A 16,021-nucleotide genomic window follows, 5' to 3' on the forward strand; every position below is an offset into this window, starting at 1 on the left:
CGTCGCACGCCGGCACGGCGCCGTCGCACGCGGTCGCGGCCTCCGGCGCGTCGCCGCATGCGGGCACGCCGGCCCCGCCCTCGCCCCGCGCGGCGCCGGCGGCCCGGTAGCGGCGCAGGTCCTCGTCGGTCCCCGTGAACGACAGCAGGCAGCCCTCCCCCGCCGTCAGGCGGCCTGCCAGCTCGCGCAGCTTCCGCTCGAGCGCGTCGGCGCGCTCGTCGAAGCGGTCGAGCAGGTCGCGCAGGAACAGGTAGAAGTCCACGCCGCCGAGCTGCTCGCGCACGAGCGCCGCGGGCAGGTAGTACGACGCCACGCGAGCCATGGCCACGCTGTGCCCCGCCGTCGCGAAGCCCTGCTCCATACCCACGCGCTTCTGCGTGAGGATGTCGCGGATCTTCTCGTGGTCGCTGAAGTCCGTCTCGTGCAGGACCTCGTCGGTGATGAGCGCCATGTGCTCGACGTTCTCCGCCAGAGCTGACGAGCTCGCCACGAACTTCGGCAAGAACGCGCTGCGGTCGCGCGCGTCTTCGTGCACCTCGGCGAAGAAGCTCAAGTTCCCCAGCTTGCTCTGGGCCATCATGTCGATCTCGGCGGCGGTGTGCTCCCGCGTGCCGAGCCGCCCGAGCACCAGGGCGAGCACCGTGGCGTAGGGCAGCTCCTCGAACGCAAGGCAGCCCAGGTCGAAGTAGCGGTAGGCGTACGCGATGCCGTGCGTGTGGACGTCGTGGCGCAGGCACGCGCCCGACGCGCCCTCCTCCAGGCAGAACGCGCCCTCGGCCGACGCCTCGCCGATGTCGGCCACGGACAGCTGCGGGAGCTTCGCCACGTCCTCGGGGGCGTCGGGCGCCTCCTGCGCGGCGCGCAGGGCGGCCACCGCGCGCTCGACGGCGGCGAAGTCGTCGGGGCCGAAGCCCGCGGCGATGCGCGCGAGGCGCTCGCGGGCGTCCGCCTCCTCGTCGCGCTCGCACGGCACGAGCTCCACCTCCGCGAAGTGCGCGTTCTCCAGCACGAGCTCGCGCAGGAGCTGCTCGAAGTAGCCCTCTTCGATCTTCGCGCGCAGGCTGGCGAAGGCGCTCTCGTAGCTCAGGTACGCCGTGGCCAGGCTGTCGTCGTAGAGCCAGCCCGCCATGCTCGACATGGCGAGCACCACGCCGTCGGCGTAGCCGAAGTTGCGCTCGCGCATCGCGAACTCGGCGTGCGAGAGCGCCGCCTCGATGAGCGCGTGGTCGAGCGCGCCGTCAGCCAGCTCACGCGCGCGCTCCTCGACGCAGGCGCGGAACCGCGCGGCGGCCTCGGGGCGCGCGCCTTTGAGCTGGATCACGGCGAAGGGCTGCAGCACCGCGTCGGCGAGGTACGCCACCGCGTCGGCCGCGATCCCCGCGTCGAGCAGCGCGCGCTTCAGGGGCGCCTCGTTCGAGCCCATGACGGCGTCGAGCAGGATGTCGACCGCGATCAGGCGCTCGCGGTCGGACGCGCGCCCGGCCACGTACCCGAGCGCCACGCCGGCGTTCTCGGGGGCCGTGGGCATGAGCTTGCGCACGCCCGTGCTCACCACCGGCGCCTGCTCCCCAAGCGGGTTGACGCGCAGCGCCCCGCGCTCCTCGGACGCGAGCGGGGCGAGATACTCCTCGTCGATGAATGCGAGGAACGCCTCGAGGTCGAGGTCGCCGTAGAGCATGAGGTAGCTGTTGTCGGGGCGGTAGTGGCGGCGGTGGCTGTCGAGGAACGCCTCGTAGGTGAGCTCGGGGATGGCGCGCGGCGTGCCGCCTGACTCGAAGCGGTAGGTGGTGTCGGGGAAGAGCTCCGCCGAGAGCGCGTCGTAGAGCACCGAGTCGGGGTCGGACAGGGCGCCCTTCATCTCGTTGTACACCACGCCGTTGTAGGAGAGCTCCCCGTCGGCGGCCTCGAGGTGCCAGCCCTCCTGCTCGAAGATGGCGCGCTTCTCGTAGATGGCGGGGTAGAACACCGCGTCGAGGTACACGTCCATGAGGTTCATCAGGTCGCGCTCGTTGGTGGAGGCCACCGGGTACATCGTCTTGTCGGGGAAGGTCATGGCGTTCAAGAAAGTCTGCATCGAGCTCTTGAGCAGGTTGACGAAGGGCTCTTTCACGGGGAACTTGCGCGACCCGCACAGCACCGAGTGCTCGAGGATGTGGAACACGCCCGTGTCGTCGGCCGCGGGCGTCTTGAAGCTGATGGAGAACGCCTTGTTCGCGTCGTCGTTTCGCAGGTAGAGCAGCTGCGCGCCGCTGGCGGCGTGGCGCATGACGTAGGCGGTGCCCTCGATCTCGGGCAGCTCGTCGGTTGACGTGACGGCGAAGCCGTGCCGAACGGCAGCGGAAAAGACATCGTTCATGGTGGCCCAAGCCTTTCAGTTCATCAGGATTATCGCATGACAAGCGCGACGCCCATCGTCGCCGCGCGCTGGTTTCCCCTTCATTCTACCCGCATTTCAGCCCGCACGCATGCGCGGCTTGTCCCAGCTGCCAACTTTTCCCCACATGACGCCAAGCGGTAACGCGCCGAAAGCCCAACCGCCCTGCCCCCCGCGCCTCCCCTTCGCCACCCGCGCGCGACGTCGTTCCCCCCCCGCGCCTCCCCTTCGCCACCCGCTCCCCCTTTCGTCCCGTCCGCAGTCAGCTCGACGCCTTTTCGCTGGACGAAGTGCAAGAAACGCACGATCTGATACCAATCCAAGGAAGCGAGCACGTTGAGATAACGGAATGCCTTCGCGAAATACCTGATCGACGTTAGCTCAGGCTTATTTTTTTGACTGATTTGAGACCATGTGCGGTATCAGATCGTGCATTTCTCGCACCTTTGCAACCGAAAAGGTGTCGAGCTCAGTCGATAGCCTTCATTTCGCGTGCGCCGGCACGCCGCGCCCCCCTCTCCTTCGTTGCCCCTTCTCTTCCCTAAATGCTACTGAAATTGTGGCATTACTTTGGAGCCGCGTCGGATATCGTTGCGCCCAGGGGGTTTGCCGTCGACTTTTGCGCGATTGAGGCTACAATGGGTCAGTGAAAAACACGTCTTGCGAGGTGCGGGAAGGCGCGTGCTCCCTCCCGCAGCCAGAGCCTCGCGCGAGGAGAGATGGAGTATACCCGACCATGCTCGAACTGAGAGACCTCGTGTTCGAGGTGCCCGCCGAGGAGGGCGCCGCGAAACGCATCATCGACGGGCTGTCGCTGACCATCGGCGACGACCGCTTCACCGTGATCACCGGCCCGAACGGCGGCGGAAAGTCCACGCTCGCGAAGCTCATCATGGGCATCGAGCGCCCCACGAGCGGCCAGATCCTGTTCAACGGCGAGGACATCACCGACCTGGGCATCACCGAGCGCGCCAAGCTCGGCATCGGCTACGGCTTCCAGCAGCCCGCCCGCTTCAAGGGCATGAAGGTGAAGAAGCTGCTCGACATCGCCGCCGGGCGCAAGCTGCCCATGCTCGCCTGCAACGAGTTCCTCGCCAAGGTGGGCCTGTGCTCGGCGAGCTACCTCACGCGCGAGGTGGACAAGTCGCTCTCGGGCGGCGAGGTCAAGCGCATCGAGATTGCCACCATCCTCGCCCGCGATCCGCAGCTCGCCATCTACGACGAGCCCGAGGCCGGCATCGACCTGTGGAGCTTCGACCGGCTCACCGAGACGTTCCGCGACATCCACGCGGCGCGCGACGGCCGCTCCATCGTGATCATCTCGCACCAGGAGCGCATCATCCAGCTCGCCGACGAGATCATCCTCCTGCGCGACGGCCAGGTGGCCGACACCGGCACGCCCGACGAGCTTCTGCCGAAGCTCGGCTTCGCGGCCAAGGGCATCGACGGCTGTCCGCTCACGCAGCCCACCGAGCTGCACCTCACCGAGATTCCCACCACGTGCTAAAGGAGACGGACCCATGGCAGTAGACCTTTCCCCCATCGACGAGAGCTTGCTCGCCGAGATAGCCAACCTCCACGGCATGCCGAAGGGCGCGTTCAACATCCGCAAGGACGGCCAGCTCGTCCAGCGGTCGTCCTCGGCGTTCGTGGAGATCTCCACCAAGACCGACCACCCCGGCATCGACATCCGCGTGAAGCCGGGCACCAAGGGCGAGACCATCTACATCCCCGTCATCGTCACGCAGTCGGGCCTGAAGGACGTGGTGTACAACACGTTCTACATCGGCGAGGACTGCGACGTCAAGATCGTGGCGGGCTGCGGCATCCACAACGCGAGCCACGAGGCGTCCGAGCACGACGGCATCCACAGCTTCTACCTCGGCAAGAACAGCCGCGTGAGCTACGTGGAGAAGCACTACGGCGAAGGCAAGGGAACCGGCGAGCGCATCCTGAACCCCACCACCAACGTGTACCAGGAGGAGGGCTCCTTCTGCGAGATGGAGCTGGTGCAGCTGCGCGGCGTCACCTCCACGGTGCGCGACACCAACGCCGAGCTGGCCGCGGGCGCGAAGCTCGTGCTCCTGGAGAAGCTGCTCACGCATGACAAGCAGACAGCCGTCTCCAACATGAAGGTGGAGCTCAAGGGCGACGACTCGAGCGTGCAGGTGATCTCGCGCTCGGTGGCCCAGGACGACTCCGTGCAGGTGTTCAACCCGCTCGTGATCGGCGAGGCGGCCTGCCGCGGGCACGTGCAGTGCGACGCCATCATCATGGGCAACGCGAAGGTGAAGGCCATCCCCGGCATCGAGGCCGCCAGCGAGGACGCGCTCCTGGTGCACGAGGCCGCCATCGGCAAGATCGCCGGCGACCAGATCGTGAAGCTCATGACGCTCGGGCTCACCGAGGAGGAAGCCGAGCAGGAGATCCTGGAGGACTTCCTGAACTAGGGGTAGCTCCGCCGTTGCTGGCGCAACGGCGGAACGGCTCGACGCTGCGAGGCCCGGAGGCACCCGCCCTTGTCGCTCCAAGCGAGGCTCGCGTACGAAGTACGCTTCGCCTCGCTTTCGCGCCAATTGCGAGCACCTCCGGGCCTCTCGCTGACTTTGGCCAACAACGTGGCATTTACCCTATAGCACGAGCACGAGGGCCCGCGAAACTGGCTGTTCGCGGGCCCTCGTTCGCTCTTATGCTGCTCTGTGCGCTTAGGCTGCTGCGGGAGCCGGCTCCGCAGGCGCGGCGTCGGCAGCCGGGGCCTCGCCCTCAGCGCCCTCGGCGCCCTCGCCCGCAGGCGCCTCGGCGCCGTCATCCGTCGCCTTCGCCGACGTGGCGCCCGCCGTGAGCGGCGTGCTCGAGAAGTCGAGCGACTGGCCGAGCCACTTCATCTCGATCACGTTCACCACGCCCTGGTCGACGAGGGTCTTGAGCGCGTCGGTGACGGTGGTCTGCAGCGCGGTGTTGTCCTTCGCCACGCCCACGCAGTACCCGCTCGGCTTCGCCATGAGCGCAACCACCGTGGTGTCGAGTCCCGCGCGATGCGCGGCGTACAGCCCGATGAGCGCGTCAGACGCCACGTACTGCACCTTGCCGGACTCGAGCTGCGCGAAGGCGTCGGCAAGGTTGGTCGTGGAGGTGAGCGCCTCGTCGCCGAACTCGTTGGAGACGGCCCACGCGCTCTTCGAGGACACCTGCGCGGCAATCTTAGGACTGGAAGCGGCGTCAGGCACGTCGGCGTTGCTCGAGGTGAGCGCGAACAGGGCGACGCCCGTGGGCAGGTACTCCTCAGACAGCCAGAAGTTGCTCGCGTCGGAGTTGTCGATGCCCATGACGATGTCGACCTTGCCCTGCGCGAGCGCATCCTCGGGGTCAGACCCCACGTCGACGATGGAGAGCTTGAGCCCCAGCTCGTCGGCGAGCGCAGCCGCGATGTCGACGTCGATGCCGATGATCTTCTCGCTGCCCATGCCGGCCAGAGGCGACTTCTCGGTGTTCACGCCCACGCGCAGCGTGTCGGCCTGGCCGATGGTCGGCGTGGTGACCGTGGCGCTCTTCAGCTCAGGCTGGTACGTCGAGCCGCCCGAGCAGCCTGCGAGCACCAGCATCATGCAGAAAGCCGCAGCGCACAGGACCACGGCATGCAAACGCTTTCTCACAACATCCTCCATTTGCCCTCAGAAGAGGTTCTCCTACTTCACCTGTCAAACAAGGCTTCCTTCGACTGACCTAGTCTTTGCCCCCACACTCGCGCACCGGGGCTTCCGCTTGCGCTTAGAACCCTCTCGCCCGCCGCAGCCGAATGCCGCGAAGGTAGAACGGGCGGTGCGACTTACCCCTAGGATACGCCATGCTCACCGCCCGGGCACGCCCGCGCGGCTTACGTGGATCCTTTCGACCGCATCTGCCATGGACTGAGGAGCAGGTGCTCCCGCAACTACAGACTCGAAAGAAGCAATTTACTAGTGTAGCAGAAGCGGCGGGTTGTTTTCGCCGGACGCACCGCAGAAATACGCCAGCGAGAGGGAGGACACCTGCCACGCAAGCGTGGGGCGGGGCGAGCGGATGCAGCGCGCGAACGTGGGGCGGGCACGCGAAGCGCGGAAAAGCGAAGGCGTGCCGACGGCGCGACGTGGAAGAGGGGGCGAAGATGCTTCCCGACAAAGGAATGCGCGCCAGGTCAGAGCGGCGATCCCGCCAGGCTCGCGCCGGACTCGCAGGATGATCCCGCCAGGCGGCGTCCCTATGCTGGGAGGCATGGCCGCCCTCATGCGCGACATATCCCCCGCCCGCTGCCTGAGCTTCGCATCCGAGGTGCTCACCGAGACGCTCTGGCCGACGCGTTGCGCCGTGTGCGACGCGCCAGGCGAGCTTCTCTGCGACGCGTGCGCCGCGCGCCTGCCCTACATCGACGCGTGCCTCGCCTGCCCGCGCTGCGGCGCGCCGTTCGGGCGCGTGCAGTGCACCGAGTGCAACCACGCCCTGCTCGCCCTCAGCGGACGCGAGCGGATGCCGTTCGACCAGACCGCAAGCGCCCTTGTGCTCGACGAGGCCGCGCGGCACATCGTCACCACCTACAAGGACCGCGGCGAGAGGCGCCTTTCGGCGGTGATGGCCGAGATCATGGCGCGCTACATGCCGCCCGAGTGGACGGCCGACCCGGCGCGCACCGCGCTCACGTTCGTCCCCGCCACCGCCGCAGCCGTGCGCCGGCGCGGGTTCGACCATGCTGAAGAGCTCTCACGTAGCCTCGCCGCGCTGCTCGACCTGGAATGCGCGCCCGTCCTCACCCGCCCGCGCAGCGCCGACCAGCGCAGCCTCGGGCGCGCGCAGCGCCACGCGAACATGGCGGGCCGCTTCGCCGTGATGGCGGGCGCCACCCTGCCCGAGCGCGTCATCGTCGTCGACGACGTGTGCACCACCGGCGCCACCCTCTACGCCGCCGCCGACGCCCTGCGCACGCAGGGAGCGTGCACCCTCTACGCCCTCACCTTCGCCCGCGCCTAGCCATGCCCGAAAGGAGCCGATAAGATGAAACCAACCGTGACACGCGAATCTTTCAATTCCACACCTCAGCACTCGTTTGACCTGCTATACTACGTCTATACTTCGTTTATACGTAAACAGGGAACGGAGGGCTGCATGGCAACGGCAACGCTGACGAAATGGGGAAACAGCCAGGGCATCCTCATACCGAAGGCCCTTTGCGACCAGATGGAGCTTGCCATCGGCGACAAGCTTGACATAACGTCGCACGACGGCGTACTCGAGATCAAGCCTGCAAGGCAAGCCTACCAACGCACCCGCAAGACCTCCATCGACGAGGTTTTCAAAGGCTGGAACGGATCGTACGAGCCGCCCCCCGACTTGACTGCGTTCGGCGCCGAGGTTGACTGGGGCGAACCTGCTGGAAACGAGGTGTGGTGATGATCTGCTCTCAGGGAGACATCATCGAAGTCGATTTCAATCCATCGGTTGGCCATGAACCGAACAAGCGCCGCCCCGCACTCGTCATCAGCACCGACAAGTTCAACCTGCGGTCAAGCCTCACTGCAGTCGTGCCGATCACATCGGTCAACAACGGTTATCCCCTCCACGTGAGAATCGACGGGGAATGCGTGACCGGATTCGCCTGCATCGAGCAGGTGCGCACCCTCGACCTGTCAAGCCGCCCGTGTCGAAAGATTGAGACGGCCAGCGAGCAAACCATGGGCGAAGCGCTTGCCCTCGTCGGCGCCATGTTCGGAATCTAGCGCACCTTATGGCGCCCTCACGCGGCACTGGCAGAACCACTGGAGACATGTTCAGTAGCGTCTAGACGCTAGCCTGGTTCACGGGCCAGGCAAACCGCTTGCTTGAAGCGAAATCCCCTGCCCTGACGTATGGGCATATCATCAATGCCATTACGAGTGATAGACAGCAGACAGGAGCACCTTTGGAAAGTGTCGCAATAGAGATCGTCAAAGCGCTGTTCGACGGCTCTTGGTACCTCGCCATGGCAATCGCTTGCATCGGTGTATTCAAGGGCTTTCACCTCATCGCAAAGAAGTTTGCTTTCACAAAACTGCGATACGTCGTTGCTCTCCTTGTGACAACGGCACTTTGCGGCATGATTCTCTCAATCGTGATGCAGCTATCCTGCCTTGTCCCAAACGAGACGACTTGTTGCATCTTCGCTGTAAGCGCCGCGTCCGCCGCTACGCTTCTCGTGATCTTAGGACTTGTCACGCTTGCGCTGCGAATGTTCCTCTCATGGGCAACAGACCACTGCAATAGGGAGGACTCTCGAATCCCCAACCACAAGCTTCTCCATCTAATTGCCTTGATCCCCGAAAGCCTCATGACAAAAAAGCAGCGCGCTCGAGCCATCATCTGTCAGGCGAAGCTTCTCATCAAACTCGGAGCGATGAGCAAGGCGGCAATCTACGTTGATCGCATTTCCGACAAAAGCCCTAACAAGCCATTCCTCAAGTCTATGATAGCGTTCTACCAAGGCGATCTCGAAGGGTCTCGCCAGCTTATGAAAGAATCCGAGAAAGCAGGACTCGCCGAAAACGACAAGGTCGCAGCTGTCGAGCTGATTATCAACAGGGGCGTCGAATACGTGAGCCGCGGAGATCTATCACTCGCAAACGAAGAGTTTGAACGAGCCTTGACAAGAATGAAGCAGCAGCGCGTGAGCAATCGCACCCTTGCCATCATCCTATACCAAGACTACATTTCCAACCTCGCCCGAACAGGCAACGTCGACAAGGCCTATGAACTCATCAGAGAACTTGAGGGCACTCTCAACTTCAAAAAGTCCGACGACGCCATCGTCCTGCTCAACACCGAGCTCATGCTCATACGCGAAGCCCAGCTGGGGCGTAGTGCTTTAAATGAGCTTGTTGAGCGGTTGTTTGAAAGCGAGAACGTCCTTTCGCATCTCAAAGAGAAGAGCAAGCTAGTCGTGACAGGAAGCCTGCTCAGAGTCATTTGCGAAGGAGAAGGGTCTCCCTTCTCATGTCTGGACTACATCGACGCGCGAAGAAACCAGCTACTCACCCTCGAGCCCGCTGACAAACATCTCGTCATGTCCAACCTACACGAGCTATTCGCCCGACTCGCAACCACCGACGAGAGCAACGCCTATTCCGATCTCGCCCAAATGGTGCAAAAGTACATCGAGAACGATGCAAGGCTCTATTTCGAAGGGCTCCTCGTCGAGCTGCCCGAAGAATGCGTCTACCAGCGAGCGCACATTTTCCGCGAGCTCTATGAGCTCGGAACGCTTCCCGAACGGGAAGGAGCCTGCGATGCCGACGAGGTCGAGAGCTATCTTAGAAGCGCGATTACCCTCTACCAAGACAACGGACTCGGAGTGCAGCAGAGCCAGACCGCGCTGAGGCTTATCCGCAGCCTCCTTCACACCGTTGAGAGAAAGAAGCTCACGCAGGCCGAAGCGAGGATCGAAGCAGCAGAGCTGCTCCGATCTGTCGAGAGGAATCTCGCCCTGCTTCTCCGGCATCCTGGCCGAACCGAACTCGTCATCGGACTCAGCCTCTACTACGGGCTGCTCGGAGACGGTAAGAAATGCATCTCATATTACCGACAGCTCCAAAAGGACGGCCTGTCACTCGATCATTACACCATTGGTGTCAAGCACCAGCGATTGATTGCCGCTATCTGCTCCAGAGTCCACGCCTTTTCCCTTGCTATCGCCACACTGCAAGCCGACAACCTCTCCAGCTTGAGCGCAAAGGCCCGGGGATGGATCGCAAGCTTCCCCTACCATGATGGCATTGCCGAAACGGCTCTCATTGCTCGGTTCGTGCTCGATACCCCCTTTTGCTTCGTGCGAGGGAGAGCTGTCGGGCTTGATCGGATCGACGGAAAGATTGACATTCACGCCTGGATGGAGATACCCGAGCTTAACTTAAGCATCGACATCACCTATCCGCAATTCAGCGGTGAGACGGGAGACTCAAGAACGATGTTCCTCCATGAGCGTCACCCACTTGAAAGCGGTCGCTGCAAGCTTCTTGCTCTGCAAACGAGCCACTTCGAAAACATCCCCGTACCACCCGACCTCATCATAAACGCAGAGGCACTTCTCAACGACCCAGAGAACACTTACCTCGACGAAGTTTATCAAGCGGTCCTCCTGAAGGCGCCCGAGGGCGTCATCAGCAGAGAAGAGCTTAACCTGCTCATAAGCGATTGGCTAACCCCCGTCAAATTAAATCGCAACGAAAGCTAGAGCGAATGGCCCTGAACTTCAAAGTCCCGGCCAAAAGACGAGAATCGGCCTGATAATTGCGGATAAGGTGCCTGAAGCTCACGCCAACCTTGCGCCAACACTTGCTTGTGGCGCAAGTTTGGCGTGACATCGGCGCAAGTTGGGGTTGGGGGACCAGGCCCTGGAGATCAGGCTTTTGGGGGAGCTTCCCAGAGGAAGACAGAAGCCCCTCCCTCCGCCGGCCATGCGCAACGAATCCCTACCGGATGAGATCAGCAAGGCACAGCTCGCCCTTGGGGACCTTGGAAAGGCGACGGTACTCCCTAGCGGCGGCGGTCAGCGTGTCGGCATCCCAGTAGCCCCTGAGGAAGTCTGCGCGCTTGACCCCGCGCATGCCGAGCTCCCGCTTGCAGAAATCGCTGGGCTTCACATGGCTGCCGTGCCAGCGGTCCCATGCGCCCTCGCGGATTATTGCCAGCACCTCCATCTCCGGATGTGTCACGTAGCTGGCCACCGGGAAGCGCTCGGCGTAGAGGCTGCCGAGCTTGAAGCGCTCCTTTCGCGAGTCCAGCACGCGAACGACGCACACCGGCCAGTCGTAGTCGTAGTTCAGGTACTCGGCCTGGATGTCAGCTGCCTTGCGTAGGCGGGTAACATCCACGACGTCGGCCCTGGGAAAGACGAGCGCGTCAGCGTAGAGCAGGACTTCCACGACCACCTGCTCTGCGGTGCCCTCGCAGGAGATCACCGGATGGTACCCGGCGGGGCAAAAGCCACCTTTATTCATCGGCCACCCTCTCCGCTACGAGCGACTTCAGCGCGCGCACGTCGGCGTAGCGCGGTGCGGTGCCCTTCACGAAGTTGGAGGCGAACACCTCGGACTTCTTGTTCTCGATGCGTCTCACACGGTCGCAGTACTTCACGGCGCATGCGCCGCCCCCATCACCGCGCACCAGGAAGAACACATTGTCCTTGCGGTGCACGTGGTCCAAGAGCTGCGGATAGTGGGTCGTGAACACCAGCGTCGCGCCCTTGGGGTTAGTCTCAGACGCGGCGAACAGATCCAGCACGACGTTGACCAGCTGCCTGTTCAGGTGATTCTCCACCTCATCCACCAGCAGGTAGCCGCCAGAGCGCAGGATCCTCATCGCGCGCTGCACCAGCCCCAGGCCGCGCACGGTGCCGGAGGAGAGCACCTCCGCTAGGCCGCGCTCGGAGAGCGTGATGGGCTCTCGCCCGAAGAACGTCAGCACGAATGCGCGGCCAGAGTCGCGCACCTCCAGGTGCTCGATGTAGGGATCGAAGACGCGAAGTACGTCATCGAGGCCGTCGAACTGCTCGGCGAGGCGGAACCCATCGTCGCGCACGGCCGTCGCGCGGACGCGCTGCCCGAAGTCCCTTGCGAAAACGGCGACGGCGATGGAAACGTCCGGCGAGGTGAGCGCCGCCCAGGAACCAGGCATCTGAGCACGGGTGCACAATGGTGAAGCGAGGGCCTCGATGTCGTCCCAGGATCCCAGGACCGACCGCTTGAGAGCCTTGGCCGGCAGGGAGGACACCGTCTCCTCGGCGAAGCCCAGCACAGGGCCGTCGCCCTCGTCCCCCCCAGCCGCCAGCACCGATTCAACCAGGTAGGCGGAGCCCTCGTGCCATGCGACGCACTTGAACGTCGAGGGGCCGTCGAACACGGTGGGCAGCACCGACGGGAGCCCCCCGCCGCGCACGGGCGAGCCGTCCACGATGCGGCAGGCAAGCTCCAGCAGGTTCAACGCCGTCGTCTTGCCCGAGGCGTTGATGCCCGCCAGCGCCACGATGCTGTTGACATGGAGATGGCCTGCCAGCTTGAAGGCCGACTCGTCGGAGGCCGCAACGCGGTCGGAGGCGAAGAGGTCGATCTCGAACACTCCTCCCTCGAACATCATAAGATGGTCGAAGTAGACCTTCAGCAGCTTCATTTGTGCCCTTTCGTATAATTAAAACATTTTCTATGTTTTAATTATACATCATGCGAGACGCCGAGACCCTGGCAAGGCGGCTGGGAGCTCAAAAAGGGCGTTCTTGATTTCATGTGGCTCGGTCCTCATTTCTAACCTTTTCCGAGCCGCCTTTGCGCGACCCCTGACAGACAAAGGCCCGGACGGGTCCCTTGCACCCCGTAAAACAAGAGGTCCCGTTGCTGCATCAGCGTCGAGTTAGCACCACCGCGCATGACGACTTGCCTTCGCCATCCCTCTCTGAGGCGGAGTTCCATGCGGCATCACCCGCCGACTACCTCCTGTTTCAAGCGGCCGACCTCGCCTGCACCATGGAGCCGATCGAGGCAAAGCGCCAAGAGGGCGGGCTCGGCAGGTCCGAGTGCACGTTCTTCGGCGGCACAAAGCGGGTCAAGAAGGCCCATCTCAAGGCGCTCCGCCGCCAGGACTTCTGAGCCCATGCGACTTGCCGCAACCTTCGAAGCTCAGAGGCCCTACCACGACTCACCACGAGGCCGATCAAAATACAGTTAACCCGATTAACGCTTATTGCCGATTGTATTAACTCAGTTTACAATGCGGTTGTCCCGACAAGGAGGGGGAAATGACCAAGCGGAGGGACGTGGTGAGGCTCCTCGAGCAAAACGGCTTCTGGTCAAAGGGCGGCGCGAAGCACGAGAAGTTCACCAACGGCAAGGTGACCGTCCTGGTGAAGAGGCACCGAGAGATCGAGGACGAGACGTTCGAGAGGATCAAGAGGCAGGCGGGGATCGGGTAGCCGACCCCTCGGAAAGGACCCTGTCATGCAGTACACCTACGAGTTCGAGATGTGGCGGGGCGAGGCTGGGTGGTGCATAGCCCCGTTCGGCCTCAACGGAGCTACCCAAGGCGAGGACGTGGCCGACGCCTGCGAGTCGGCGGCCGACTGGCTGCGCGAGACCGTGCGCGACTACGTCATGCGCGGGCAGGCCCTCCCGCCCGCATCGTTCGGCAACGCCCCCAAGCGCGGCGGTGTAACGGTGGTAGTATCGGTGGACGCCGCCATGTCCGAGATTCCGCGCATGAGCGCGGCCGAGGCGGCGCACGCCCTCGGCGTCACGCGCCCGCGCGTCACCGCGATGCTGGCGAGCGGCCTCCTCGACGGATGGCGGGATGGCCGCAACACCTGGGTCACTAAGGCAAGCGTGAGAGCGCGCCTAGCCGACGAGCGCAAGGCTGGACGCCCCAGAGCGGCCGCAGCGAAGTGAGCTTCGAGACGAACCCCCTCATGGCAACCGCGACGGTGAAGTCTCTCGGCATGACGCTCGTCGCGAACAACACGCGGGGTTCTCATGCGTCGAGGGCCTGGCGATTGAGGACTGGGCGAGCTAGGGAAAGCAGCAAAGCCTGCGGTATATTTCCCCGCCGTGGCGCACCTTACAAGATTCGCTCGCAAAAGCCATGGCGGCGCACCCCTAGCGCATGCTGCCCGAACGTAAGAAGCCCGCTAAGCGAGAGCTCGGGCGTCAAGCTTCTCGGCTATCCACGTCTTGATCACGGCCTGCCTGTTGATGCCCAGGCGGGACGCCTCGGCGTCGAGGCCGGCCACCATCCACTGCGGGAAGTCGACGTTGACGCGCTTCAGCTCCCGATTCGGGAACGAGGGGTTGTCGAAGTCGAAGAACTCGTCCATGTCCTCACCCGCGTCGAACGCGGCCTCGAGCCTATCGGCGGTTCCTGTTCTGCTCATAACGCTGCACCTCCTTCTTCGTCGACCTGCGGGCCGAGATGATCCTGACGGCTTCCCCCCGCTTCGTGTGCACCACGCTGAACATGACCGCGTAGGCACGCCCGATCGCCATCTGGCGCCTCTCGCCTCGCTTCCTCGCCGAGATCACCATGAGATCGGGGTCCTCCCAGATCACCTGGGCCTCCTCGAAGCTGACCTTGTGCTTCTCGATATTTGACCCGTTCTTGCCTTCATCGAATTCAAATATCATGCATACCTCCTAGGTATACATATTATATCTTCGTCATCTGCTATCGTAAAGGCGCTGTGCGCGCGCATTGCAGAGGGCCGTCCGCAATGGTAGAGTATATAGCGTGATATTTATCGATATATCTACCGATCTTAGGAGTCGACATGGGACAAGCGGACGTTCTCGACAGGCTCGTGCCCATCACGAGCTTCAACAAGGGGCACGCGTCCAGGATCTTCGAGCGGGCCAGGAGCGCGGGGCCCCTGTTCGTGCTGAAGAACAACGCGCCCGAGGCTGTCATCGTGTCGCCCGAGGAGTTCGCGCGCATGTCGGAGGCCGAGGAGAACTACGCGCTGCTGCTCGAGGCCGCCGAGCGCCTCGAGGCCAACGCGGGGCGGCCCGGCACGCCGATGGCCGACGTCATGGAGGAGCTCGGCATCACCGAAGCCGAGCTCGACGCCGCCGAGGACGTGGAGCTCGCATGAGCTGGGAGGTCGAGTTCCTGGACGAGGCCAGGCGGGACATGCGCAGGCTGGACGGGGCGCAGCGCGTGCTCGCGCTCAAGGCGATCAGGAAGGTGCGGCAGGACCCCACGGCGGAGGGCTACGGCAAGCCGCTCGGCAACAAGGGCGGGACGGACCTCGCGGGGCTGTTCAAGATAAAGCTGCGCAAGAGCGGCATCCGCGTCGTGTACCAGCTCGTCGAGGTAGATGGCGTCATGAGGATCGTGGTGGTCGGCATGCGCACCGGCGACGAGGTCTACCGCGAGGCCGCAAGGCGGCTCGGGAGGTAGCCCCGGGCCCGCTGATCGGAAAGCTGACCTGGCCGCACGTGGAGGTAACAGCGAAAGCGCTCGCAGATCCACGAAGGCACCGAGGCAACCATCTTACCTCGTCTTACCCGTTGGGCGGGATCAAGGCTTTTCTGAATCTGGTGTTGTTTTTGCAATTTCTGCCTCCATTTTGGGCCCGGCAACACAACTTAGGTGGTAAGTCGTGTTGCTCTCCTGCCCTGACCTGGGGTATTGCGATTTCATACTGCTGCTCTCATGCTTGATGTCTGCTTCCGAGTAAATCTATTGACGACGATTTCCGATAACGCGGATACCACAGCGTATCGGAAGCGAAGAGTTGAAGGGTGCAAGGCGCTGGCACCGCCTTGCACCCCCATTGCGGCATCTGCGTCATTGGAGGATTGGAGTACTCCTATGAACGGCAGAGAAGCCAACAAGAAAAGAAGGCTTGCGTATGTAGAGGGTCTGCTACCAGACACGTACGCAAGTGAGTGCGCAAAGCCCGACGGCAGCATACTTGCCGCGCACGAAGTCGAACTCGCCGCGCTGAGAAGAATCAAGCAAAACGAGCACAACGCACGGGATGTGCTGTGTGCTGAGGCGCTTTCAGAGAAGTGCTTCTCACACGGTTGTGCATTTGATGACGGCGCCATTGAAGACTGCCCGGGATGGTGCGGGTTCGCCATCTTGGGATTTGAGAGCTGGGTGATG

General features: G+C 63.4%; 18 protein-coding genes. 12 read left to right on the forward strand and 6 right to left on the reverse strand.

Annotated elements, in window-relative coordinates:
- Window positions 1-2,356, reverse strand: a 2,356-nt coding sequence (locus tag G7Y49_RS10130; protein ID WP_165173450.1) for an insulinase family protein, incomplete at its 3' end; no start/stop codon positions are given.
- Between the two features lie 754 nt (window positions 2,357-3,110).
- Here G7Y49_RS10130 and G7Y49_RS10135 point away from each other — a divergent pair.
- A complete protein-coding gene (locus tag G7Y49_RS10135) occupies window positions 3,111-3,881 on the forward strand; it encodes an ABC transporter ATP-binding protein (RefSeq protein ID WP_165173452.1) in 771 nt (256 codons plus the stop codon).
- A 13-nt stretch (window positions 3,882-3,894) separates the two neighbouring features.
- On the forward strand, window positions 3,895-4,824 hold the full coding sequence (locus tag G7Y49_RS10140) for a SufD family Fe-S cluster assembly protein (protein WP_165173454.1): 930 nt from the start codon (window positions 3,895-3,897) through the stop codon (window positions 4,822-4,824).
- Between the two features lie 255 nt (window positions 4,825-5,079).
- Here the strand turns inward: G7Y49_RS10140 and G7Y49_RS10145 are convergent, their stop codons facing one another.
- Window positions 5,080-6,027, reverse strand: coding sequence for a transporter substrate-binding domain-containing protein (locus G7Y49_RS10145; RefSeq protein WP_241157380.1), 948 nt, complete (start codon window positions 6,025-6,027; stop codon window positions 5,080-5,082).
- Window positions 6,028-6,613: 586 nt separating this feature from the next.
- Between G7Y49_RS10145 and G7Y49_RS10150 the strand changes: the two genes are divergently transcribed.
- The 4 genes from G7Y49_RS10150 (at window position 6,614) to G7Y49_RS10165 (ending at window position 10,607) form a co-directional block, all read left to right on the forward strand.
- Window positions 6,614-7,375 (forward strand): ComF family protein, encoded by a 762-nt coding sequence (locus G7Y49_RS10150; protein ID WP_241157381.1) that lies wholly within the window; start codon window positions 6,614-6,616, stop codon window positions 7,373-7,375.
- A gap of 135 nt (window positions 7,376-7,510) precedes the next feature.
- Window positions 7,511-7,795 carry an AbrB/MazE/SpoVT family DNA-binding domain-containing protein gene (locus G7Y49_RS10155; RefSeq protein ID WP_165173460.1) on the forward strand — a complete coding sequence of 95 codons (285 nt, stop codon included), beginning with the start codon at window positions 7,511-7,513 and terminating at the stop codon, window positions 7,793-7,795.
- Window positions 7,795-8,121, forward strand: a complete 327-nt coding sequence (locus tag G7Y49_RS10160) for a type II toxin-antitoxin system PemK/MazF family toxin (RefSeq protein ID WP_165173462.1) — start codon at window positions 7,795-7,797, stop codon at window positions 8,119-8,121. The genes G7Y49_RS10155 and G7Y49_RS10160 overlap by 1 nt, the downstream gene beginning before the upstream one ends.
- Window positions 8,122-8,303: 182 nt before the next feature.
- Window positions 8,304-10,607 carry a hypothetical protein gene (locus G7Y49_RS10165; RefSeq protein ID WP_165173464.1) on the forward strand — a complete coding sequence of 768 codons (2,304 nt, stop codon included), beginning with the start codon at window positions 8,304-8,306 and terminating at the stop codon, window positions 10,605-10,607.
- A gap of 238 nt (window positions 10,608-10,845) precedes the next feature.
- On the opposite strand, the gene G7Y49_RS10170 is transcribed toward G7Y49_RS10165, so the two are convergent.
- Both G7Y49_RS10170 and G7Y49_RS10175 read right to left on the reverse strand, forming a co-directional pair.
- Window positions 10,846-11,373 carry a hypothetical protein gene (locus G7Y49_RS10170; protein WP_165173466.1) on the reverse strand — a complete coding sequence of 176 codons (528 nt, stop codon included), beginning with the start codon at window positions 11,371-11,373 and terminating at the stop codon, window positions 10,846-10,848.
- Window positions 11,366-12,541: an ATP/GTP-binding protein gene (locus G7Y49_RS10175; RefSeq protein ID WP_165173468.1), complete on the reverse strand. Its 1,176-nt coding sequence runs from the start codon at window positions 12,539-12,541 to the stop codon at window positions 11,366-11,368. Before G7Y49_RS10175 ends, G7Y49_RS10170 begins: the two co-directional genes overlap by 8 nt.
- A gap of 218 nt (window positions 12,542-12,759) precedes the next feature.
- On the opposite strand from G7Y49_RS10175, the gene G7Y49_RS10180 reads away from it, so the two are divergent.
- The 3 genes from G7Y49_RS10180 to G7Y49_RS10190 all read left to right on the forward strand — a co-directional run bounded on the left by G7Y49_RS10180 (window position 12,760) and on the right by G7Y49_RS10190 (window position 13,806).
- Entirely contained in the window at window positions 12,760-13,014 is a 255-nt protein-coding gene (locus G7Y49_RS10180) for a hypothetical protein (RefSeq protein ID WP_165173470.1), read from the forward strand.
- Between the two features lie 149 nt (window positions 13,015-13,163).
- Window positions 13,164-13,337, forward strand: coding sequence for a type II toxin-antitoxin system HicA family toxin (locus G7Y49_RS10185; RefSeq protein ID WP_165173472.1), 174 nt, complete (start codon window positions 13,164-13,166; stop codon window positions 13,335-13,337).
- Between the two features lie 25 nt (window positions 13,338-13,362).
- Window positions 13,363-13,806, forward strand: coding sequence for a helix-turn-helix domain-containing protein (locus G7Y49_RS10190; protein WP_165173474.1), 444 nt, complete (start codon window positions 13,363-13,365; stop codon window positions 13,804-13,806).
- A gap of 239 nt (window positions 13,807-14,045) precedes the next feature.
- Here the strand turns inward: G7Y49_RS10190 and brnA are convergent, their stop codons facing one another.
- Window positions 14,046-14,288 (reverse strand): type II toxin-antitoxin system BrnA family antitoxin, encoded by a 243-nt coding sequence (gene brnA, locus G7Y49_RS10195; protein ID WP_165173476.1) that lies wholly within the window; start codon window positions 14,286-14,288, stop codon window positions 14,046-14,048.
- Entirely contained in the window at window positions 14,263-14,538 is a 276-nt protein-coding gene (locus tag G7Y49_RS10200; RefSeq protein WP_165173478.1) for a BrnT family toxin, read from the reverse strand. The genes brnA and G7Y49_RS10200 overlap by 26 nt, the downstream gene beginning before the upstream one ends.
- A gap of 143 nt (window positions 14,539-14,681) precedes the next feature.
- On the opposite strand from G7Y49_RS10200, the gene G7Y49_RS10205 reads away from it, so the two are divergent.
- From G7Y49_RS10205 to G7Y49_RS10215, 3 genes are all read left to right on the forward strand, one after another.
- The gene (locus G7Y49_RS10205; RefSeq protein WP_165173480.1) at window positions 14,682-15,002 is read left to right on the forward strand and encodes a type II toxin-antitoxin system Phd/YefM family antitoxin; all 321 of its coding nucleotides are present in this window, start codon (window positions 14,682-14,684) and stop codon (window positions 15,000-15,002) included.
- A complete protein-coding gene (locus G7Y49_RS10210; protein WP_165173482.1) occupies window positions 14,999-15,310 on the forward strand; it encodes a type II toxin-antitoxin system RelE/ParE family toxin in 312 nt (103 codons plus the stop codon). The genes G7Y49_RS10205 and G7Y49_RS10210 overlap by 4 nt, the downstream gene beginning before the upstream one ends.
- A 414-nt stretch (window positions 15,311-15,724) precedes the next feature.
- A partial coding sequence (locus tag G7Y49_RS10215) for a hypothetical protein (RefSeq protein ID WP_165173484.1) occupies window positions 15,725-16,021 on the forward strand: 297 nt, incomplete at its 3' end.

This window comes from Adlercreutzia sp. ZJ242, from assembly GCF_011038995.1.
Classification (GTDB): Bacteria; Actinomycetota; Coriobacteriia; order Coriobacteriales; family Eggerthellaceae; genus CAAEEV01.

Bases quoted from the DNA above. Each gene is read 5' to 3' on its own strand.
- G7Y49_RS10135 (WP_165173452.1), top strand. From the start codon at position 3,111: ATGCTCGAACTGAGAGACCTCGTGTTCGAGGTGCCCGCCGAGGAGGGC.
- G7Y49_RS10140 (WP_165173454.1), top strand. From the start codon at position 3,895: ATGGCAGTAGACCTTTCCCCCATCGACGAGAGCTTGCTCGCCGAGATA.
- G7Y49_RS10150 (WP_241157381.1), top strand. From the start codon at position 6,614: ATGCTGGGAGGCATGGCCGCCCTCATGCGCGACATATCCCCCGCCCGC.
- G7Y49_RS10155 (WP_165173460.1), top strand. From the start codon at position 7,511: ATGGCAACGGCAACGCTGACGAAATGGGGAAACAGCCAGGGCATCCTC.
- G7Y49_RS10160 (WP_165173462.1), top strand. From the start codon at position 7,795: ATGATCTGCTCTCAGGGAGACATCATCGAAGTCGATTTCAATCCATCG.
- G7Y49_RS10170 (WP_165173466.1), bottom strand. From the start codon at position 11,373: ATGAATAAAGGTGGCTTTTGCCCCGCCGGGTACCATCCGGTGATCTCC.
- G7Y49_RS10175 (WP_165173468.1), bottom strand. From the start codon at position 12,541: ATGAAGCTGCTGAAGGTCTACTTCGACCATCTTATGATGTTCGAGGGA.
- G7Y49_RS10185 (WP_165173472.1), top strand. From the start codon at position 13,164: ATGACCAAGCGGAGGGACGTGGTGAGGCTCCTCGAGCAAAACGGCTTC.
- G7Y49_RS10190 (WP_165173474.1), top strand. From the start codon at position 13,363: ATGCAGTACACCTACGAGTTCGAGATGTGGCGGGGCGAGGCTGGGTGG.
- brnA (WP_165173476.1), bottom strand. From the start codon at position 14,288: ATGAGCAGAACAGGAACCGCCGATAGGCTCGAGGCCGCGTTCGACGCG.
- G7Y49_RS10200 (WP_165173478.1), bottom strand. From the start codon at position 14,538: ATGATATTTGAATTCGATGAAGGCAAGAACGGGTCAAATATCGAGAAG.
- G7Y49_RS10205 (WP_165173480.1), top strand. From the start codon at position 14,682: ATGGGACAAGCGGACGTTCTCGACAGGCTCGTGCCCATCACGAGCTTC.
- G7Y49_RS10210 (WP_165173482.1), top strand. From the start codon at position 14,999: ATGAGCTGGGAGGTCGAGTTCCTGGACGAGGCCAGGCGGGACATGCGC.